Genomic DNA, 21,120 nt, shown 5'->3' with positions numbered 1-21,120 from the left:
AGAATTTCATCCATGGAAGTTATTGTTAAACCAACCCCTACCCTGAACGGGGAAATCGGAGCTCTGTCCTCCAAAAACTACACGACTCGTTATTTGCTGGCTGCTGCCTTGGCAGAAGGTACAAGTACCATTCATTTCCCGGCACACAGTGAAGACAGTGACGCCATGCGCAGATGTATTCGCGATCTGGGGGCAGTGCTTGAAGAAGACGACAGCAAGATTGTGATCCAGGGCTTTGGCAGTCATCCCCGTGATGTGCGTGAATTGAATGTAGGCAATGCGGGTGCAGTACTTCGTTTCCTGATGGGCGTTACAGCGCTTTGTCCTGAAGTTACTTTTGTGAATACGTACCCGGATTCGCTCGGCAAACGCCCGCATGATGATCTGATCGATGCGCTTGGTCAACTGGGTGTAGAAGTACAACATGAACAAGGACGCCTGCCGATTACGATCAAAGGTGGCAATGCCAAGGGTGGACACATTCGTGTATCCGGCTCCGTCAGCTCCCAATATCTGAGCGCATTGTTGTTTGTTACGCCTTTGCTTGCAGAAGACAGCACCATTGAAGTTCTGAATGACCTGAAGTCCAAGGTCGTTATCGGACAGACGCTGGAAGTGCTGGAGCAGGCAGGCATCGTTATCCATGCAAGTGATGATTACATGTCCTTCCGTGTACCAGGTGGACAGGCTTACCAACCAACAACCTACACGGTTCAAGGGGACTACCCGGGCTCAGCAGCGGTTCTTGCCGCAGCAGCGGTTACACAGTCTGATGTGAAAATTCTGCGCCTGATGGAGCAGAGCAAACAGGGTGAACGTGCCATCGTTGACGTGCTGCGCATGATGGAAGTGCCATTGACACATGAGAACGATGTTGTACACGTTCAAGGCAATGGCAGACTGAAAGCGATCGAATTCGACGGGGATGCCGCGACGGACGCCGTTTTGGCTATGGTAGCCGCAGCTGTGTTTGCGGAAGGCACCTCACGGTTCTATAATGTAGAGAACCTGCGTTACAAGGAATGTGACCGAATCACTGATTATTTGAATGAGCTGCGGAAGGCAGGAGCGAACGTCGAAGAGCGTCAGGCTGAGATTATCGTACACGGGCGTCCGGAAGGCGTTGAAGGTGGCGTTGAGATTAACGCTCATTACGATCATCGCGTAATTATGGCGCTTACAGTCGTTGGCCTGCGTTCCAAGGAGCCACTTCGTATTCGGGATGCACACCATGTAGCCAAGTCTTATCCGCAATATTTCGATCATTTGCAGGCGCTTGGCGCCTCGGTTCAATGGGTAAAAGAGTAAATAACTGAAAACTGTCTTTTGAACACGCACTTTAATCAGAAAAGGATGGTGCTTGAACATGGAATTTAACAACCCTACTCGTGAAGAAATTGGACAACTTTTGCGCAAGGCAGGCAACATCGCAGTCGTCGGCTTATCAGACAAATCAGATCGCACTTCCTATATGGTAGCCGAAGCCATGCAGAGCAGAGGCTATCGCATCATCCCGGTTAATCCACAGGTGCAAGGTGAAATCCTTGGAGAGACGGTGTATGCCACACTCGCGGATATTCCAGAGCCGGTAGACATCGTCAATGTGTTTCGTCGCGATGAGTTTTGCGCGGATGTAGCTCGTGACGCTGCCGCCATCAAAGCGAATGTGCTGTGGCTGCAGCTTGGCATCCATAGTGATGAAGCGGTCCAGATTGCTGCGGAGAACGGCATGACAGCGGTAACGAATCGTTGTATCAAGGTAGAGGATTCCATCGTTCTGCGCGGCGCTGGACGCGGCTGAGAGGCTCGTTCACCTGTGATCGGATGATCTCCTGATCTGACCCAATTGAATGAATATAGGATGAATCCCGTTAACTTGAAGTTGACGGGATTTTTTCTGTTCTATTTTTGCCGTATTAATTACCAATTGGTTACTGTTTTGCTTTGACAAAACGTTGCGTAAAGCTTACCATCTAGGATAGAAAGGAGAGGTCGCCATGAATTGGCTCGGATCCTTGCAGCAGCTCGGACGAGCGGTAATGCTACCTACAATGGTCCTGCCCGCCGCCGCAATTTTGCTCAGTGTTGGCAGTCTGCCTTGGGACGCCTGGGGATTGAATGTTGTCGGTGAAGTGTCTACCGTGGCCGGACACGGTATTTTTTATTTCTTACCGTATTTGTTCGCTGTCGGTGTAGCACTGGGACTCTCCAACCAGGCCGGACAAGCGGGACTCGCTGCACTGGCTGGTATCGTGATATATGATCAGGTGACTCGCAACTTCGGCGACGGCACTGTTCAGCCCGCTTCCTTAATCGGAATCATACTCGGCGCGCTTGCCGGGGGAATGCATAATCGCTTCAAAAGCATTAAACTGCCTGAAATTTTACAATTTTTCGGGGGTTCAAGGTTTGTTTTGCTCATCGTTGGACTCTGTTCGGCACTGTTCTCCTGTTTTATGTTATGGCTTGCTCCGATCCTTCAGCATGGATTGAACGCCATCGCCACTTGGGAATACAGTCTCGGGGGTTTTGGACTGTTCATCTACGGGGTGTTATACAGGGTGCTGGTCGCTTTCGGGCTTCATCACCTGCTTAACAATGTGTTTTGGTTCCAGTTAGGGACGTTTGAAACGCCTGATGGTAACATTGTGCAAGGGGATTTACCCCGATTTTTTGCAGGTGATCCCACCGCAGGATTCTTTATGGCGGGTTTGTTTCCCATCATGATGTTCGCCATTCCGGCAATAGCCTTCGCTATTATTCAGGAAGCCAGGGAAGATCTGAAACCGAAAATCAAGAAAACCTTTCTGACATCGGCACTCGTTTGTTTTCTGACCGGGGTATCGGAGCAGATTGAGTTTGCTTTTTTGTTCGCCGCACCTTATCTGTTCATCGTGCATGCAGTCATGTCCGGTGTTGCCATGTGGATTAGCTACTGGCTTGATATTAGGCACGGGTTTTCTTACTCCGCAGGTATCATTGATTACATACTCAATTTTCATCTATCGGAGAATGCTTGGAAGCTCATTCCGGTTGGCATACTATATGGGCTGGTCTATTACTTCCTGTTCCGGTGGGCGATTCGTACGTTCAAAATACCAACACCAGGCCGTGAAGAGGGGTCAATGTTGGAAGATTGGGTAGGTAACATTCCTTATCAGGCACCTTTGATTCTCGAAGCATTGGGTGGAAAAGGTAACATTGTGCAGGTTGAAGCCTGTATTACGCGTCTTCGTCTGACTGTGCATGATGACCGCCTGATCGACACGGGTGCCATGAAGAGTATGGGGTCCGCTGGACTGATCAAGCTGGGTGGCGGCAACGTACAGGTGGTATTTGGAACCTACTCGGAATTGATTCGGGAAGAAATCGCGAAACTGCTAGAAAGAGATCTGCAACAGGTGCTGTTCTGTGCTCCCGTTCAGGGTAAAATGCTCCCGATTGAAGAGGTGCCCGATCAGATCTTTGCAGCCAAGCTTGTTGGTGATGGTGTAGCCTTTGTTCCGGAAAAGGGAGAGCTGGTCTCACCCGTGTACGGAACGATTATGCACTTGTATCCGACCATGCACGCCCTGGGTATTTCCACCCGAGAGGGGCTTGAGGTGTTGCTGCATATCGGCATTGATACCTCTCAGTTGAAAGGCCATTTTGAAGCTTTTGTTCAGGAGGGCGATACGGTGGAGCCAGGGCAGTTGTTGATCAAGTTCGATCTGGCAGTACTTCGCGAGCAAGCGGCGTCACTGACAACACCAATGGTAATTACGAATCCGGATCGTGTAAAATCATGGAGTTTTGCTCCATTTAAGCAAGTTAAGAAAGGTCAGGCATCCGTTATGTCCGTGGTGCTCTATGACAGGAACGTTGGAGGGGTAGAATGAAGATACAAGGCATCAACGGAGCTGCAGGCATAGCCATCGGCAAAGCATTTGTCCTGCCCAGTTGGGAATGGGATCTGCCGGATCAGAAGATGGACTCGGTGGATCTCGCCCAGGAGTTCGAACGGCTGTATGAGGGCATACGGACATCAAAGGATGAGATCGAATATATCAAAAATGAATTCAAGGAAGTCGTTGGTCCAGAGGAGTCCAGTATCTTTGATGCACATCTGGCGATCCTCGAAGATCCGGTATTCATGAACGAAATTCGCGGAATTATCGAGCGTCAGTACAAGGCGGCAGAAGTGGCGGTCAAAGAAGCCATTGACCATTTTGTCACGATGTTTGATCTGCTGGAAGATGAGTACATGAAGGAGCGGGCTATCGACATCAAGGATGTGGGTAACCGTCTGCTCAAGCATTTGCTTGGCGCACCAGAGATTACACTTCCTTCGGATACCCAGCCTTATGTACTCGTTGCGAAAGAGCTGTCGCCATCTCAACTGGCACATCTGAATCCCACCCATGTGCTAGGCATTGTAACCTTAATTGGCGGGAAAACATCACATTCTGCGATTATGGCTCGTGCACTTGGCATTCCTCTCGTTTCCGGTCTGGAAGCGAGTCTTGGCATGCCGGTAGAGACGGGGGATATGCTTGTTGTAGATGGTGATAATGGCTTGGTATTTACCGATCCGGATCGCAAGACGATTGAACGATATACGATGCTTCGCAGTAAACAACTGAAGAAAAAGGAACAACTTCAAGTCCTAGCTACGGTGGATGCCGTAACCAAAGACGGGGCCGTATTACATCTTGCTTCTAATATCAGTTCGGTGAAGGAATTGGACCTTGCTTTGAAACAAGGAGCCAAAGGCGTAGGTTTGTTCCGGACAGAGTTCTTGTATATGGACCGAGCTACGTTCCCGGGTGAGCAAGAACAGTATGAGGTGTATCGGCTTGTGGCAGAGAAAACAGCAGGACAGTCCGTTGTTATTCGTACACTGGATATCGGTGGTGACAAGCAACTCGATTATTTTGAACTTCCAGAGGAAGACAACCCGTTTCTGGGGTACCGTGCCATTCGAATTAGTCTGGACCGCAAGGATCTGTTCAAAACACAGCTTACAGCCATTCTGCGTGCCAGCGCTGCCGGTAATGTCAAAATCATGTACCCCATGATCTCTTCAGTGGAAGAGCTTCAGCAGGCCAATGAGATTCTTCGTGAGGCGATGTCCGATCTGGACGAGCGGGGATTATCATATGACCCTCACATTCAGGTGGGGATTATGATTGAAGTGCCTGCAGCGGTGATGATTGCTGACCTTTTGGCTGAGGAAGCGGATTTCTTCAGTATTGGTACGAATGATCTGGTTCAATATGTATTGGCAGTAGATCGAATGAACGAGCAGATAGCTCATATGTATCATCCATATCATCCGGCTGTTCTACGGATGCTTCGTGCCACAGCGGATGCGGCTCACACCGCCGGAATTGATGTTAGTGTGTGCGGTGAGATGGCAGGGGACGAACGTGCCATTCCGCTTTGGCTGGAGCTTGGCATCCGCCACTTGAGTATGTCTCCACAATCCCTGCTGCGTGTGAAACACAGAGTGCTGAATACAACGGCATCGGCAGCCAAAGAAGAAGCACGTAAGTGCTTCGCCCTGCGGACCAGTGGAGATATTGAGGAGCGTTTACAAGTCTTTAATGATTCCACAGGTAGTCCGGATGAACAAAGTGGTTCGAATGCATCATGAAACGGATAATTGGATATAAATACCTTTAAGTTAATATATTTACATTTGTGATAAATTGTTGTTGAGAAATTTGTGATAATAAAATAACCCCGTTGTGCTGATCTCAAGCACAGCGGGGTTATTTTTATTTGTCAGCGAGTGCATCACAGAATGCCTTACCGTAAGGTGGAAGGTCGGGTGGACGACGCGCAGAGATGATATGTCCATCAACAACAACCGCTTCATCTTTCCAGATTGCACCTGCATTTTCCATGTCATCCCGAATGCCTGGTGTAGAGGTTACCGTTACTCCGTCCAGAATTTTGGCGGAGATCAGGACCCAACCTGCATGACAGATTTGTCCGATCGGTTTCTTATCTGCATTCATTTCCTTAACAAGCTCAAGTACCTTGGGGTAACGACGGAGCTTGTCTGGCGCCCAGCCCCCTGGCACGAGAATACCATCATAATGTGAACTGTCGAGTTCATCGAAACTGTATTCAGCTTCAGCAGGTACACCATATTTGCCAATATAGGTTTTTCCTTTTTTCTCTCCAGCCAGATGCACCTCTGCGCCTTCTTCACGAACACGATGCACAGGGTACCACAATTCCAGATCTTCGAATTCTTCATCGACCAGAGCGATGACTTTTTTACCGGTTAATCTCATATCCATCTCTCCTTTGTGCGTTGATTAGGGATGTTGCGTCTTTAATTGTAACAGATTCTCCGTGGGAGTTCATGGAAGTGCATATTCACTTTTGAGGAAGCGATTACAAGTCAAGGGCTGCCTGCATTCGACAACCTTCATCTGGTGGGAGTGGTAATTTGTGCAACCTCTCATTTGCAGCAGGATTTGAGCCGAAATAGGTCGAATGGTACTTATATAAGAGTATAGAACGAATGAGGTGATGGTTGTGCGCAAGTCGTGCAGATGTGGACATGTAATGGAGTTGGAATTAAGAACAGTGGTATACGCCAAAAAGGTGGAGATTCGAAACGTACCTGTATTTGCATGTACAGACTGTGTGTCATACGAAGTGCTTCCGCCAGTCAAGCCTGACTTAACAGAATGCATAAGCACACTGGGTGAACAACCGGTGAAGCAGGACGTATCTTTTGGTGAACGAAATGAACTGGCAGATCTGTTTCATGAGCAATTGCTGGCCTGGCCAGATGCGACGGATCGGGAGATGGAATATCGCATGCAGCAAGCGGTGGAGGAACGTATTAATCTGCTATTGGACATTATGGGTTATGCAACGAAGTCTGGAGATGTAGCATGGATTGAGACCACAGAGCGCAGATTAAGTCAATTATCCGGATTTGTGTGGCAGGAGTACTTCTCGAATGCTGTCTAATTTTGACGTGTAAAATGCTTGTTTTCATGAAAATTGGCTTTTTCGCGCACTTTTTGTTAAGATATCGAAGAGTGAAAACGCTCAACATAGCGGTATTCCTGGTAAAGGGGGATGTATATCTAATGGCTGACATGACTAAAATGACAAGTATTGAACAGCTAAACTCCGCAGTGGAGGCTACCAAGGATCAACCCTTGCTTCTGTTTAAGCACAGCACACGCTGCCCGATCAGCTCGAATGCTTATCAGGAGATGAACGATTATTTGCATAACAATCCCAATGAACAAGTGAAATATGGCATCATTTATGTTGTGGAAGATCGCCCAGTATCCAATGAAGCAGCAGATAAGCTGGGTGTTAAGCACGAATCTCCACAGGCGATCCTGATCAAAAAGGGAATTCCTGTATGGCATACTTCCCATTCAGATATTACTAGCGCCACACTTACGAATGTTTTGAGTGAGTCCTAAAGCCTATTTTAATTGATTAATGCAAAAATTTGTCGTAATATAAATCTTAATGAAAATGGTATGAAAATTTACTGGTAATGGAGAGAAGTACTGTGACGGTAACCATTTATGATGTGGCACGTGAAGCTGGAGTGTCTATGGCAACGGTATCACGGGTAGTTAATAATAACCCTAATGTCAAACCGCAAACGCGAAAAAAAGTATATGAAGCCATCGAACGGTTGGGATATCGTCCGAATGCGGTAGCCAGAGGTCTGGCAAGCAAGAAGACAACCACGGTCGGGGTCGTTATTCCGGATATTTCGAACTCAACCTTCGCGGAGATTGCTCGCGGAATTGAAGATATTGCGAATATGTATCACTACAATATCATTTTGTGTAATGCAGATAAGAAGAAAGAAAAAGAAATTCGTGTTATTAACACCTTACTTGAAAAACAAGTAGACGGACTGCTCTTCATGGGCGGAACAGTAACGGACGAACACATTCAGGCGTTCCAGTCTGCGGCTGTGCCTATCGTACTTTGCGCAACGAGTGATGAGAAGGGAACATTCCCTTCGGTGGATATTGACCATGAGGCGGCTGCGTTTGACGCTGTTAATACCCTGATTCGTCATGGACACAAGGAAATTGCAATGATCAGTGGTACACTGCAAGATCCTGCGAATGGATATGCCCGTTTCCAAGGTTACAAGAAAGCACTGGAGGCAGCGGGTATTGAATACCAAGAGGATCTCGTTCGAATCGGTAACTATCGTTATGAATCCGGTGTGGAAGCGATGAAATATTTCCTTGGACTCAAGAAAAAACCATCGGCCATCTTTGCGGCAACGGATGAAATGGCCATCGGTGCCATTCACAGCATTCAGGATGACGGTCTGAAAGTACCAGATGATTTCTCCATCATTAGTGTGGATAACATTCGTATGGCTTCCATGGTTCGTCCTCAGTTGACAACTGTAGCTCAGCCGATGTATGACCTGGGTGCAGTAGCGATGCGTTTGCTGACCAAGTTGATGAAGAAGGAAAATGTGGAGAACCCAAGGGTTATTTTACCGCATGAAACGATTCTTCGTCTGTCTGTAAGTCACGCAGATGTAGTTTAATCGGGATTATATATAGAAAAGGGAGAGGTCATTCTCTCTACATAGTGGATATGCGAAAGCTCCGGAGACGGAGCTTTTGTGCTGAATGAGTTTAATAATGGAAACAGGGGGTATCAGAAGATGAGTGAAACGATTGGTATTATCGGAGCGATGGATGAGGAAGTAGAGCTTTTGCTGGCAGGTATGAAGCAACTTGAGACGGTCAAACAAACCGGGATTACATACGTTGCAGGCGAGTGGCTTGGCAAGCAAATCGTTGTCTGTAAATCCGGTGTAGGTAAAGTAAATGCAGCGGTTACGACACAGATCTTGATTGATCATTTTCAGGTTAACCGCATTATCTTCACAGGTGTTGCGGGTGCAGTTAACCCAGATCTAAACATTGGAGATATGGTTATCTCGTCCGTGTGTGTACAGCACGATATGGATGTAACCCCACTGGGGTTCGAACGCGGAGTAATCCCTTACCAGGAGACATCTGCATTCCCCGCCGAGGCTTCGCTTATTGCACTGGCTGAAGAAGCGTGCAAAGCTCAGGGAGCCAATTACTTGATTGGTAAAGTGTTATCTGGAGACCAATTTATCGCGAATAAAGATACGGTTAACATGTTACATACTGAAATGGACGGTGCATGTGCCGAAATGGAAGGAGCTGCAGTCGCTCAGGTCTGTTACATGAATCGTGTACCATTTGTTGTCCTGCGTGGGATGTCGGATAAAGCGGATGGTTCGGCGCATGTTAACTTTGCTGAATTTACCGTGCAATCTTCGCAGCGTTCACATCGCATTGTGGAGCATATGTTAGAAAATATGTAATGCATAGCTTCAGTTGCAATACCAATCCAAAATCAATGAAAAACCGCCTTTCGATGAGCTGTTCCATGAAGTATGGAGTAGCGCTGCGAGAGGCGATTTTTGTTATGTATATCGTTTTTGAACAGATCATTGCATTAATACATGAACCGATGCCGGAAGCGCACACGATCAAACTGTTCTTCCGATGTTATGGGTACCTGACTTCCGATTCGCACCATCAAACAGTTCGCAGGATGTGAACAGATTTCGGGGTCGTCTGTTGCATACCAGGTCATGTCGATCGTTTCCATTAGCTTCTCCATCATTTTGCGATAATCCCATACGTTTAGTCCGCTGCCTTTCAGATCCCAATGCCAATAATATTCTGTCGTGAAAATAATGTAGTTCTCCATGTGTTTATCATCCAGAGCCGTAAGCAACATTTCACGTCCAATGCCAAGCGAGCGATAGTCGTCCGCAACCTCAATTGCCCCAAGCTCAATCAGATCAGTCATGTTGCCCTCGGACCAGCGTTCACACTCATCCGCATAGTGAAAGGTTACATAGCCGATAATCGTTTCATTTTCATGTGCGATGATAATTCGACCTTCTGGCAAGGCTGCAATCTCAGCCAACGCTTCCTGTTGCTCGGTTGGGCGCCGAAAGGCATCCAGATCCGAATGGAAGGCAAGACGGGTTATCTCCTCGGCCTGCACGGGGCCTTCAATCGTAATTCGGTGGCCGGACTTGAAGATGGAACGCATATGATATTCCTTGATATGTTCCATGGTTCATGCTCCTCTCCCCCTACTTATAGAGGTTGTTCAAAAAGGCCGCTATAGCAAAAATCCAAAAAATTGAAAAGCCATAGACGACAATTGAAAAGATTTGCTATAATTGCGTAGACAAAAAATGTTCACAATTGATCGCAGTATGAATAACATCTGTTTGGCCGAGCAAGTACATGATGAGAAGTTCTCTCTACTAATGTAAGCGCTAACTGGAAGTTCAGTCAACACAAAGGCAATGAAAATTAACCCATAACGGGAATCGAAATGTCGAGTTGAAGGAGGCTGCAAGCATGAGTCAAGCACATGGTGAGATGCTGCAAACGGTTGTGTCCGAATCTAACCTGGGCGATTACACGGAGGCGAGAAGCGGGTTCGATTGGGAATCGGTGGAACGGAACTTTACGTGGTACGCCAGCGGAAAAGTGAACATGGCGCATGAAGCGATTGACCGTCATGTACTGGAAGGAAGGGGCGGAAGAACCGCTTTATTGTATAGCGATGCTTCACGCGAAGAGGCCTATACCTTTGCTGACCTGAGTGAACAGTCGAGTCGGTTTGGGAATGTTCTCCGCAAATATGGCATAGCCAAAGGGGAGCGTGTGTTTATTTTCATGCCGCGAAGTCCTGAGCTGTATTTTAGTCTTCTGGGTATATTGAAAGCAGGAGCTATCGCAGGCCCATTGTTTGAAGCTTTTATGGAAACGGCTGTGAAGGATCGGCTGGAGGATAGTGGGGCTGTAGCACTCGTAACGACTCCGGCATTGCTGGGACGGATCAAACGTTCCGAACTGCCTGAACTGAAACATATATTTATTGTGGGTGGCGGTGCTCAGACTGAAGAAGGACTCATTGATTTTGATGCAGAGATGTCTGCGGCTTCGGATGAGATGGAAGTGGAGTGGTTGAATCGTGAGGATGGTTTGTTAATTCACTATACCTCAGGCTCAACGGGTAAACCCAAAGGGGTGTACCATGTTCAGAATGCCATGATTCAACACTATTATACAGGCAAGGTTGTTCTGGATCTACGTGAGGATGACGTGTATTGGTGTACAGCTGACCCTGGTTGGGTGACAGGTACCTCTTATGGAATCTTTGCTCCATGGCTTAATGGAGTGACGAATGTAATACGTGGCGGTCGTTTCAGTCCTCATGATTGGTACAGCACCATCCAGAAAAACAAAGTCACCATCTGGTATAGTGCGCCAACGGCCTTCCGTATGTTAATGGGAGCAGGAGAAGAGACGATTGCCCAGCATGATCTGAGCAGCCTTCGTCACGTGATGTCTGTCGGTGAACCACTCAATCCGGAAGTTGTTCGTTGGGGGTGGAAAGCCTATGGTCAGCGAATTCATGATACATGGTGGATGACCGAAACAGGTGCACAGCTGATCTGTAACTATCCCGGAATGCCGATCAAGCCTGGCTCCATGGGACGTCCATTGCCTGGAATTGAGGCAGCCATAATTGATGATCGCGGACAGGAATTGCCACCGTACAGTATGGGTAATCTGGCCATACGGGCACCCTGGCCATCCATGATGGCGAAGATCTGGAATAATCCTGCGAAATACGAGGAGTATTTCAGACTTACGGGCTGGTATGTGTCTGGCGACTCTGCTTATATGGATGAAGAAGGATATTTCTGGTTCCAGGGACGGATTGATGATGTAATTAATTCGTCAGGGGAGCGTATTGGACCTTTTGAGGTGGAGAGCAAGCTCGTGGAGCATCCTGCGGTAGCAGAGGCGGGTGTAATCGGTAAGCCGGATGTGACACGTGGGGAGATCATCAAGGCCTTTGTAGCGCTTCGTGAAGGATATGAGCCGACCCCAGAGCTAAAAGAAGAGATTTATCGATTTGTAAAAGAAGGCCTGTCTGCTCATGCTGCTCCGCGTGAGATTGAGTTTAAGGATAAACTGCCCAAGACACGTTCCGGAAAGATCATGCGCCGTGTACTGAAAGCCTGGGAGCTTGATCTGCCAGCAGGAGATCTATCCACCATTGAAGACTGATGAGCAAGGGGAGAAGTCATAACTAAACGAAGTCCAACACGGCGACACTTTCTATCCAAATCGGTTGCAGAAGCCTGCTTTATGTCTATGGCATGAAGCAGGCTTTTAGCTGCAAATGCAAATGCAAATGAAAAAGCCGCATGCTCAGATATAGTCTGAGCGTGCGGTTTTTTTGTGGATCACTCTGTTGAATCAGGGTTGAAAATGTACGGCTGCAGAAGCTTCGGATTCACCCGCACTATTGCTGGCAGATACCTTGAACCATCCAGCAGTAGTCGCAGGTACGCCATAATCCATTGTCGTTCCCGACGTTGTTCCAATTTTGGTGTAAGGAGCCGAACCTGTTTCACTGTAATATACAGCGTAACTATCTGCGTTCGGAGTGGACGCCCATTGAATACGCAGTCCTTGAGAGAGCGCAGAGACGCTGACTTGACCAGGTGTGGCTGGGGCTGTCGTTGTCGTATTATCGTTCTGCGTTTCTCCCGGAGTAATGACTGTACCTGGAACTTCAATTGGCTCATTAATCTCTTCTTCCACAGGAGGGGCTACACTTCCAGCACTATTTACGGTAGCGCTAGGAGCAGACTCTCTGCCAGCAACATCCACTGCGGTTACATAGAAGGCGAAGTTGCCGCCTGGCGCTGCATATGCAGAGAATGATCTGGATTCACCGGTCAGGACAACTTGACCCTGATTCTGGAATCCTCCACCGTTTACAGAACGATACAGACGATAACCAACGACATCATTTTCAGGTGTGGCATTAAATGTAATGACTGCTCTGTCACCCGAGGTAGAGATTCGTACGTTACCTGGTGCATCAGGAGCTTTGCCGTTATCTGTTCTTGGATCAACCTGTGTTGGCATGTCTGCATCAGCATCTTCAGGAAGGTAATAAGCAAGTGACTCATGTCGACTCATACGTGAGAATGCATTTTGCAATTCCTTGATGAGATCAGAGATCGGCTTTTTACGCTTGATTACTGTTTTTTCCTTCAACATGTCCGCAGGCGTTCCATCACGCGGAATGTAATTCACACCATTGTAAGTAATGTACTTGGCTTTGGCGACGCCGTCATCGCTATCCTTCGGAACGAATTTGCTGTTGAAAATATCCGTAACAAATTTGTCAGTCATGGAGGTTGGCAATTTGCCGCTATAAGCCGATACCGTCCGTGTTTCGATGCCAGATGGTTTTTTGAACGAATCCGTCACGAACAGATCTTTTTGCGTATCAATTACTTCATTCAAGATTTTTGACCACAGTTGCTGCGCACGTTTTCTCTGTGATTTGCTTTCCAGCGTATTCACTGGCTGTTTGTATCCAACCCACACACCAAGTGTGACATCTGGCGTATAGCCTTCAAACCAGACATCTGCATAGTTTTGAGTGGAGCCCGTTTTACCTACGATCGGCACACTCTTGGAATATTTGTAATTTTCCCGTACCTTATCTGCCGTACCTTCCGTAATAACGGTCCGCAGCATATCGGTCATCAGGTATGCTGTCTGCTCCGAGAAGGCTTGGACAGGTTCAGTATCATGTTTATACACGATGTTGCCTTTGGAATCTACAATTTTACTAATCATGTAGGAATCGTTATACACACCATTATTGGCGATAGCACCGTAGGCACTAGTTAGTTCTTCAACGGTTACTCCGTATTGGAGACCTCCCAGAACACCTGTCTGAGCCTGATAGTCTTCCTTCTGAATGGTAGTAATTCCTAGTTTCTTGGCGAAGGTCCAAGCCTTCTCGATCCCTACTTCTTCATTAAACAACTTCAGAGCCGGTATATTAAGAGAATAATTTAGTGCTCTGCGCGCAGTGACCAATCCCTGATAACGGTTATTGGCATTCTTTGCAATGTGATACCCGCTCGGACCATTTTTCAGGATGATCGGTGAGTCATCAATAATTGAAGCCGGCTGAACAAGACCTTCATCTAGCGCAGGAAGATAAGCGGCAATAGGTTTCATTGTTGAACCTGGCTGACGCACCATCTGTGTTGCGTAGTTCATCTGTTCATCCTGGAAATCCCGTCCCTCAATCATGCCTAGAATAGCACCTGTTTTGTGATTAATCAGCATGGCAGCAGTTTGTTCTTTCCCTTTGACAGGATCATCTGCTGAGAAATTGCTGTCATCTTCCGCAATGGTACGCATCGTTTTGTAGATACTTTTGTTGATGGTCGTGTAAATGCGGTATCCACCTGTACGCAGTTGCGTCTGAGCTTCCTCTAATAACGCACTACTTTCCTTCTGAGGTGTGTCTGCATCCGTACCTTTGTCTGTGGATTCAGCTGTATCGGAATTCAATTGTTTCATCAAAATCTGTGCAGCTTGTCGTTCCGTTTCCATCATAAGATATGGATAAGTATTGTAAGCCTTGATGGTCTTCGGAGCGAGTGAACTTTTAATATCAAAAGCAAGAGCTTCATCATGCTCGGACTGATTAATTTTGCCCAGTTCAAGCATACGGCGTAATACCAGATGCTGACGGTTGATTGCGCGGTCAAAATTTTCCTCTACAAAATCGCCTTTACCGTTAAAGGCAGAGTAAGAGGAGGGGAGCTGCGGCAATCCAGCAAGATAAGCAGCCTGAGCGATGTTGATTTTTTCAAGATCATTAATATTGAACAGACCTTTAGCAGCGGCCTTGATTCCGTAAACGTTGTATCCGCTGGAACCGTTACCGAAAGGAACCTTGTTCAGATAGGCTGTCATGATCTCGTCTTTGGTCAGGAAACGTTCGAGTCGCAGTGAGAGCAAGATTTCTTTCACTTTCCGATCTTCCGTGCGATCCAAATTCAGAAACACACGACGCGCCAATTGCTGAGTCAGTGTACTACCGCCGGTTTGTACTGATTCTTTCAGCACTTTCTGTTTCACGGCTCGGAGCGTTCCGCTCATGTCTACACCTTTATGTTCGTAAAAATGATTGTCTTCAATTGAAACGACAGCATCAATAACCTTTTGTGGGATCTGGTCCGTAGTGACCGGACGCCTGTCTTCTTCCGTACGTAATTGACCGATCGGACTGCCGTCGGCAAAGTAAGCAAAGCCTGTGATGGAGTTTTCGCTGACTTTTTGTTCAATCAGGGCCCTTGAACGGACAGGCTCGTCTTTCACAATGGAACTGACGTATCCCATCAAAGCACCGCCTACAAATAGTGCCCCCATAAAGCCAAGGACCACCATCCAACTGACGAAACTTCCCAGTCTGCGGGCAAAGCTACGCTTGCGTACAGGCTGTTCATCGGGCTTTTTCTTATTAACATCAACCATTCAGTGTCTTCCTCCTTTTAACAGCACTTATTATAGCATAAAAAGGCGGGTTTGCATGCCTGAGAAATACAAGTAATGGTCGAAATTTGCCATTCTGCCATGGATTATGCTATATATCATGCGATATTGAAGCACATTTCATGAGTTGTAAGTCAAAATAAGCAGGCCACCTCCATGCTGAGGGTGCATAGGGTGGCCTGAATGATGTGTCGTATTGGAGGTCTTCTACATCAGGTTTTGAAGCGTTGAATCAGTTCCAAGAGTTCCTGGGTAAGATTAGCCAACGAGGCAGACGCCGCTGTGATCTCTTCCATGGATGCAAGTTGTTCTTCAGAAGCAGAGGCAACACGAGTCGCGTGATCGGCTGTCTCATGACCAATGGTTTTGAGTTGCACTAACGTGGCATCAACCTGCTGTGATCCTGCTGACATCTGCTGCGCAATGGCTGAGACATGCTCAATCTGCTCATTAACATCCGAAATCTGTGATGAAATGGAGAGGAATAGTTCACCACTCTCATTAATCACTTCCGCAATATGACTAACTTCGGAGTTCCCGTGTTCCATATTTTCAACGAGAGAAAGGACCTCTTGCTGAACACTATGAATCAACTCTGCAATCTGCGCTGCTGATATTCTGGATTGTTCAGCCAGATTACGAATCTCGGAAGCAACAACACCAAACCCGCGGCCGTGTTCACCCGCTCGTGATGCTTCAATGGAAGCATTAAGTGCTAGAAGGTTGGTTTGCCGACTAACTTCCGTGATCATGCCCGTAATATGTCCAATCTCTTCAGAGCGTTGACGGAAATTCTCCAGTGCGGTCATGGACGTTTGCACAGAAGAGGTGGCACTATCCACCATACGCATGGCGGACTGAATCTTATCGGTTCCAACGGTTGTTCGTTCAGCCACAGCTCGTGATGAATCGGATACATCGGAGGCGGCCTTTGCAATTCTTCCGATCCCTGCAGATATTTCATTCATGGAGCGGGAGGACTCTTGTAGCTCCTGCACCTGTTTACCTGCTTTATCTGCCACTTCCAGCCCTGTTAATGCAATCAGTTCGGCGGCTTTACCTGTTTCTTCGGCCCCTGCGGTCAACTGTTGAGAGGTGGAGCCTACGGATAAAGCATGTTCCGAAATAACCGATATCGTATGACGCAGTGTATCCATCATCTGATTCATATGACCTGCCATAATACCGAATTCATCTTTGGATCGAACAGGTAACTTTTGTGTCAGATCTCCGCCAGCCAGTTGTCCAGCCACGATATTGACCTGGTTCAACTGTCTTACAATGGAGATGATGGTATAGGTGACTACACCTGCAAGCAGAAGTACAGCCAGTGCAGCAATCAATATGGACCAGTTCAAGCTGTCATAGAAAGGTTGGAGGATATGGCTCTTTGGCAGCGCTGAGACAAGGTACCAGTTCGAATCGGTTCCTTGCAACCTGGCGGGCTCGGCAATAAATAATTCTTCACCTACTTCAGGGTCAGTAGCGTAAAACTGGGATTCGCCAGACTGTATACGCTGAATGACTGTCTTCATTTCAGCTGGAATTACGGCACCTTCATTGGCCAGTTCCGGTTTGGAGCCGTGTGCAGCAATCTGTCCTTCACCAGTTATCAGCATGGCATAACCTTGATCCGGATTGAGCGATGCTATATTTTGCTGAAAACGATCAATGGTAAAGTCTGCACCAACAATGCCCAGAAACGTTTTGTTTTCATCTAATATGGGGAGCACAATCGAAACAAGTAGTGTTTCTTTTCCGCCAACCGTATAGGTAACAGGCTCAGACCAATAGATGAATTTGGTTTTCTTGGGCTGTTGATAGTACGTACTGGTTTCACCGCTTCCCTCATAAGTCGGCATAGGCTCAAAATGCAGGGAGTTGCCATCGCGTATAACGTATGGAACGAATCGACCCGTAGCATCATCATATTCATTTTTATTCACGTGATCCGCATCGTTTCCATCAAAGGCATTAGGTTCCCAGCCCGTATAAAAGCCGAAAACTTTCTCGTCCTTTTTCAGATACTGTTCAAGAAGTCTAACGACTTCCTCACGGTTGAGAGACCCGTTCTGAGCGGCATCCAATAACGTGGTACTCATGGTGTCTAATGTGTTTTTGACCTGATTAATGTCAGTCATGAACTCGTTTGTAGCCCGGTTTGCTGCCTGTCCAGCAACGGTTTCGCCGTACTGCAGGCTTTTGTCATAAATGGATTTGGTGTTAAACGCAATCAGGGCTCCGATACAGCAGAGTAATACGATCCCAAGTAAAAGTCCAAGCTTAAAAGCCAGCTTGCGATTGCGAAAAAAATGCATGGTTAATCCCCCTCGATGTCACTCTTGTGATGTTAGTATGGATGTGTGCTTCTCCTAAAGGGAGTCTATACTTTATATCGATATTTGAGGTCATATAATGAAGATAAATAGAAAAAAGCATAGAAAAACAGCTGTCGAGAAAATCTCGACAGCTGTTTGGATTGAAACTTTAATGTGATTGCAACGATTAACGGTTGTAGAACTCGACGATTTGTTTTTCATCGATGTCTTGGGACAATTCAGCACGCTCAGGCAAGCGGATGAATTTACCTTCTACAGCTGCTTCGTTGTATTCAACGTATGCTGGAAGATGCGAACGGCCTTCCAAAGCTTCCTTAACGGAAGAAAGAGCGCGGCTCTTCTCACGCAAGCCGATTACATCGCCAGTGCTTACTTGGTAAGAAGCGATATCGACTTTTTTGCCGTTTACAGTTACGTGACCGTGTGCTACCAACTGACGCGCTCCAGCGCGGGAGTTAGCAAACCCAAGGCGGTAAACGAGGTTGTCAAGGCGGCACTCAAGCAAGAACATGAAGTTTTCGCCGGCAATACCTTGCATTTTTTGAGCTTTAGAGAACAGTGTGCGGAATTGCTTCTCGCCCAAACCGTACATGTGGCGCAATTTTTGTTTTTCTTGCAATTGCATACCGTAGTTGCTCATTTTTCTGCGTTGGTTAGCTCCGTGCTGACCTGGAGGGAAAGGGCGTTTCAATTCTTTGCCTGTTCCGCTAAGGGAAATGCCGAGGCGACGGCTCAATTTAAATTTAGGACCAGTGTAACGTGCCATGTTTAAAGTAGCTCCTTTTTAGTTAAAGTTCATATTAGGGCTCTGTTTGCGCTCCAATTTGTTGATGCGGGCTTGGCCTCGCATAGAACGATCAGGAAAGTTCAGCCGCTGTCCTGAAAGCAACAAAAAGAATGAGGGTGACACAACCGGTAATGCCCAAATTTAAAGACCCATTAGTAGTCTTCATCAACAATTTATATTACAGTTTAAGAGAACCAAAGTCAAGCGTAGAACAAAAGCAAAAAAACGTCTAAATTTGTCGATAGGTCATTGGGCCTAAAATAATGGGACAATTTTCTGAAATATGGATGCAAAAAAGCTTTAAACAGAGTAAAATAGATTGTATCTTAACTTTAAATCATCTTTATGTAACAAGGTTATCGCAACGAATTTGCAGGTTTGCGATAACGTCTGCAGATTAATGCATCCTGGTGGATGCAAAAACGGTGCAAAGGAGCGCCTGACATGTTAGAACATCTAAGAAGTTTACCTGCCAGCTTGAATTCACGAAGTTCGGGCGATTCCGCATCTTTTGCCGCTCCTCATTCTCATGAAGAGCATGTGTTGTGGATGCAAAAAATGGATATCACACCTTTTGATTTTTCATATTTGGGCAGCTTGCTAGAGCAGGCATACAGTGACTGGAACTCCAAAGTAGATTCGGGCCTGGACAGCAGATCAACCTTTTACAGCGTATGGAACACGGAAGGCGATTGTATAGGGTACGATCGTGATCGTGATGCCGATCCGGGCTTGGATGCACGCAGGCTTGTATTGGAATGTTTGGATAAGAGACAGGCTCTGTCCTTCAGAGGGGCTAGCGAACGTGGAGAATATCTCCTGATAACACATCCCTTATTCTCCAGAACGAACAAGGATATGTTTGCCGTATTTACTGCTGTGATCTATGAATCCAATCGATATGAAACGTCTGAAGCTGTTGTTCGATCTGAGGCATTGCATTACCGCACCTGCTTTTACCGAAGATTTGAATACATATTTATGACGGACCTGTTACATGCTCATGAACAAACAGCGCGTGAAGAACACCGGAGGTCCATCCTCTTTCAGATTGTTCAGCGAATGCATGACAAAATGGATGTCGACGCCATATTGGATGAGGTATTTGACAGTATGGACTATTTGTACCCGGCCACGTATATCACACTGTATATGTCTCAGGATCAGAGCAACTTTAATCCACGGATTAAACCATTGCTTGTCCAGGAACGAGGAGAAGATATATGTGTGCGTTCGTTTATGGAAGGCAAGCTGATCGTTGCTCGTTCAGATGATGGAGAGAATCGCATCGTAGAGGTAGGTCTTCCTTTGAAAGGAAAACAAGGCATATACGGTGTGTTCCATATCGAAATGAACGAAGAGATCATGGAAGAATCGGATCTGCAATTGATTACGATGATGGTAGATACCGCAGGCACGGCCTTTGAGAACGCCAAGTTGCACGAACAATCCAATATGTTGATACAGGAACTTCGTCTAATCAATGATCTTACACAGCGCTTGAACAAGAGCCTGCATCTTTCGGAGATCTATCAATTATCCGAGCAAGAGTTAAAGGAAATATTTCAGGCTGAAACGTGTTGCATTCTTCAACTCAATGACAGTACGAATGACTTTGAAGTCATGTCTTCTAACGTGAAAGATGTCTTTCACCAATCATTCTCTGTAGACTATGGTATCGCAGGCTTAGTGTATCGAACAGAGGAACCGCTTATTATATCCAATTATGCGCAATATGATAAAGTGTCCTCCTTTTTCATGGAAGATACCGGATCCATGTCATTGATTGCATCACCGATCAGAGTCAATGGTGAAGTGAAGGGTGCCATTTTGCTGGGACACAGCAGAGAGCAGTATTTTTCATATGATAATTATCGGCTTTTGCAGATGTTGTCCATTCATATCGGGCTTGCCCTGTCGAATGCCACGCTACATGCCGAGGTTCGGCGTTTGGCTAATCTGGATATGTTGACAGGATTGTACGTAAGGCATTATCTGGATAGCGTAATTCACGAGCGTCAGGCTCATGAATTCTGTGGTTCTCTCATTGTCGTGGATATTGATCAGTTCAAACAGGTGAATGATACCTTTGGACATCAGACGGGTGATCAAGTGCTGAAGCAAGTGAGTGAAATTGTCACCAGATCTGTTCGCCCGGAGGATATCTGCGCCAGATGGGGTGGAGAAGAACTGGCTATCTATATGCCGCAGGTAAGTGTGCATCAGGCGTTAGAATACGCGGAAGTAATCCGCAGGAGAGTCGCGGAGGAGACCAGACCTTTTGTTACGGTGTCCAGTGGCATCGCCGAGTGGAATTGTATGGATGAGAAGGTTAGTGTGGAGTCCTTGTTTTATCGGGCTGACATGGCTTTGTACAGCGCTAAGAATGGCGGTCGTAACAGAATCGTTGTAGAAGAACAGGAAGTAACACGTTAGGAGAGAACCATTCCAATTGCGGAGTCGTTCTCTCTTTTTTTATGTAATGAGGATCATGTTGTTTATAGATGGAAGTATAAGCGAATACAGGCAGGGC

The 21,120-nt window shown here is 46.7% G+C and carries 15 protein-coding genes; 10 read left to right on the top strand and 5 right to left on the bottom strand.

Annotation, left to right across the window (positions count from 1 at the left end):
- The first annotated feature begins 12 nt into the window (after window positions 1–12).
- From aroA to ptsP, 4 genes are all read left to right on the top strand, one after another.
- Window positions 13–1,308: a 3-phosphoshikimate 1-carboxyvinyltransferase gene (gene aroA, locus OM416_RS06260; protein ID WP_264927991.1), complete on the top strand. Its 1,296-nt coding sequence runs from the start codon at window positions 13–15 to the stop codon at window positions 1,306–1,308.
- 58 nt (window positions 1,309–1,366) lie between these two features.
- On the top strand, window positions 1,367–1,801 hold the full coding sequence (locus tag OM416_RS06255) for a CoA-binding protein (RefSeq protein WP_091014241.1): 435 nt from the start codon (window positions 1,367–1,369) through the stop codon (window positions 1,799–1,801).
- A 196-nt stretch (window positions 1,802–1,997) separates the two neighbouring features.
- Entirely contained in the window at window positions 1,998–3,878 is a 1,881-nt protein-coding gene (locus tag OM416_RS06250; RefSeq protein WP_264927989.1) for a glucose PTS transporter subunit IIA, read from the top strand.
- Window positions 3,875–5,635: a phosphoenolpyruvate--protein phosphotransferase gene (gene ptsP / locus OM416_RS06245; RefSeq protein ID WP_036614699.1), complete on the top strand. Its 1,761-nt coding sequence runs from the start codon at window positions 3,875–3,877 to the stop codon at window positions 5,633–5,635. The genes OM416_RS06250 and ptsP overlap by 4 nt, the downstream gene beginning before the upstream one ends.
- Before the next feature lie 124 nt (window positions 5,636–5,759).
- Here the strand turns inward: ptsP and OM416_RS06240 are convergent, their stop codons facing one another.
- Window positions 5,760–6,284 carry a type 1 glutamine amidotransferase domain-containing protein gene (locus OM416_RS06240; RefSeq protein ID WP_062835386.1) on the bottom strand — a complete coding sequence of 175 codons (525 nt, stop codon included), beginning with the start codon at window positions 6,282–6,284 and terminating at the stop codon, window positions 5,760–5,762.
- A 277-nt stretch (window positions 6,285–6,561) separates the two neighbouring features.
- Here OM416_RS06240 and OM416_RS06235 point away from each other — a divergent pair, with 277 nt between their 5' ends.
- The 4 genes from OM416_RS06235 to OM416_RS06220 all read left to right on the top strand — a co-directional run bounded on the left by OM416_RS06235 (window position 6,562) and on the right by OM416_RS06220 (window position 9,367).
- Complete coding sequence (locus OM416_RS06235; protein WP_264927988.1) at window positions 6,562–6,975, top strand: hypothetical protein; 414 nt, start codon at window positions 6,562–6,564, stop codon at window positions 6,973–6,975.
- A gap of 122 nt (window positions 6,976–7,097) precedes the next feature.
- On the top strand, window positions 7,098–7,445 hold the full coding sequence (gene ytxJ / locus OM416_RS06230) for a bacillithiol system redox-active protein YtxJ (protein ID WP_264927987.1): 348 nt from the start codon (window positions 7,098–7,100) through the stop codon (window positions 7,443–7,445).
- Between the two features lie 92 nt (window positions 7,446–7,537).
- Window positions 7,538–8,551, top strand: coding sequence for a catabolite control protein A (ccpA, locus tag OM416_RS06225; RefSeq protein ID WP_036614690.1), 1,014 nt, complete (start codon window positions 7,538–7,540; stop codon window positions 8,549–8,551).
- A gap of 120 nt (window positions 8,552–8,671) precedes the next feature.
- Entirely contained in the window at window positions 8,672–9,367 is a 696-nt protein-coding gene (locus tag OM416_RS06220; RefSeq protein WP_264927985.1) for a 5'-methylthioadenosine/adenosylhomocysteine nucleosidase, read from the top strand.
- A 134-nt stretch (window positions 9,368–9,501) separates the two neighbouring features.
- Here the strand turns inward: OM416_RS06220 and OM416_RS06215 are convergent, their stop codons facing one another.
- Window positions 9,502–10,134 carry a GNAT family N-acetyltransferase gene (locus OM416_RS06215; RefSeq protein WP_264927984.1) on the bottom strand — a complete coding sequence of 211 codons (633 nt, stop codon included), beginning with the start codon at window positions 10,132–10,134 and terminating at the stop codon, window positions 9,502–9,504.
- A 293-nt stretch (window positions 10,135–10,427) separates the two neighbouring features.
- Here OM416_RS06215 and acsA point away from each other — a divergent pair, with 293 nt between their 5' ends.
- Window positions 10,428–12,152, top strand: a complete 1,725-nt coding sequence (acsA, locus tag OM416_RS06210) for an acetate--CoA ligase (RefSeq protein WP_264927983.1) — start codon at window positions 10,428–10,430, stop codon at window positions 12,150–12,152.
- A gap of 192 nt (window positions 12,153–12,344) precedes the next feature.
- Here acsA and OM416_RS06205 read toward each other — a convergent pair whose 3' ends face one another.
- From OM416_RS06205 to rpsD, 3 genes are all read right to left on the bottom strand, one after another.
- Entirely contained in the window at window positions 12,345–15,443 is a 3,099-nt protein-coding gene (locus OM416_RS06205) for a transglycosylase domain-containing protein (RefSeq protein WP_264927982.1), read from the bottom strand.
- Between the two features lie 230 nt (window positions 15,444–15,673).
- Window positions 15,674–17,779: a methyl-accepting chemotaxis protein gene (locus OM416_RS06200; RefSeq protein ID WP_264927981.1), complete on the bottom strand. Its 2,106-nt coding sequence runs from the start codon at window positions 17,777–17,779 to the stop codon at window positions 15,674–15,676.
- Window positions 17,780–17,966: 187 nt separating this feature from the next.
- On the bottom strand, window positions 17,967–18,566 hold the full coding sequence (gene rpsD / locus OM416_RS06195) for a 30S ribosomal protein S4 (protein ID WP_062835377.1): 600 nt from the start codon (window positions 18,564–18,566) through the stop codon (window positions 17,967–17,969).
- A gap of 465 nt (window positions 18,567–19,031) precedes the next feature.
- Between rpsD and OM416_RS06190 the strand changes: the two genes are divergently transcribed.
- Window positions 19,032–21,023 (top strand): GGDEF domain-containing protein, encoded by a 1,992-nt coding sequence (locus tag OM416_RS06190; RefSeq protein WP_264927980.1) that lies wholly within the window; start codon window positions 19,032–19,034, stop codon window positions 21,021–21,023.
- The last annotated feature ends 97 nt before the right edge of the window (window positions 21,024–21,120 follow it).

Source organism: Paenibacillus sp. LS1 (assembly GCF_026013365.1).
Taxonomy (GTDB): Bacteria; Bacillota; Bacilli; order Paenibacillales; family Paenibacillaceae; genus Paenibacillus.
This window is presented reverse-complemented; position numbering and strand designations above follow the sequence as displayed.

Bases quoted from the DNA above. Each gene is read 5' to 3' on its own strand.
- aroA (WP_264927991.1), top strand. From the start codon at position 13: ATGGAAGTTATTGTTAAACCAACCCCTACCCTGAACGGGGAAATCGGA.
- OM416_RS06255 (WP_091014241.1), top strand. From the start codon at position 1,367: ATGGAATTTAACAACCCTACTCGTGAAGAAATTGGACAACTTTTGCGC.
- OM416_RS06250 (WP_264927989.1), top strand. From the start codon at position 1,998: ATGAATTGGCTCGGATCCTTGCAGCAGCTCGGACGAGCGGTAATGCTA.
- ptsP (WP_036614699.1), top strand. From the start codon at position 3,875: ATGAAGATACAAGGCATCAACGGAGCTGCAGGCATAGCCATCGGCAAA.
- OM416_RS06240 (WP_062835386.1), bottom strand. From the start codon at position 6,284: ATGAGATTAACCGGTAAAAAAGTCATCGCTCTGGTCGATGAAGAATTC.
- OM416_RS06235 (WP_264927988.1), top strand. From the start codon at position 6,562: ATGGAGTTGGAATTAAGAACAGTGGTATACGCCAAAAAGGTGGAGATT.
- ytxJ (WP_264927987.1), top strand. From the start codon at position 7,098: ATGGCTGACATGACTAAAATGACAAGTATTGAACAGCTAAACTCCGCA.
- OM416_RS06220 (WP_264927985.1), top strand. From the start codon at position 8,672: ATGAGTGAAACGATTGGTATTATCGGAGCGATGGATGAGGAAGTAGAG.
- OM416_RS06215 (WP_264927984.1), bottom strand. From the start codon at position 10,134: ATGGAACATATCAAGGAATATCATATGCGTTCCATCTTCAAGTCCGGC.
- acsA (WP_264927983.1), top strand. From the start codon at position 10,428: ATGAGTCAAGCACATGGTGAGATGCTGCAAACGGTTGTGTCCGAATCT.
- OM416_RS06205 (WP_264927982.1), bottom strand. From the start codon at position 15,443: ATGGTTGATGTTAATAAGAAAAAGCCCGATGAACAGCCTGTACGCAAG.
- OM416_RS06200 (WP_264927981.1), bottom strand. From the start codon at position 17,779: ATGCATTTTTTTCGCAATCGCAAGCTGGCTTTTAAGCTTGGACTTTTA.
- rpsD (WP_062835377.1), bottom strand. From the start codon at position 18,566: ATGGCACGTTACACTGGTCCTAAATTTAAATTGAGCCGTCGCCTCGGC.
- OM416_RS06190 (WP_264927980.1), top strand. From the start codon at position 19,032: ATGTTAGAACATCTAAGAAGTTTACCTGCCAGCTTGAATTCACGAAGT.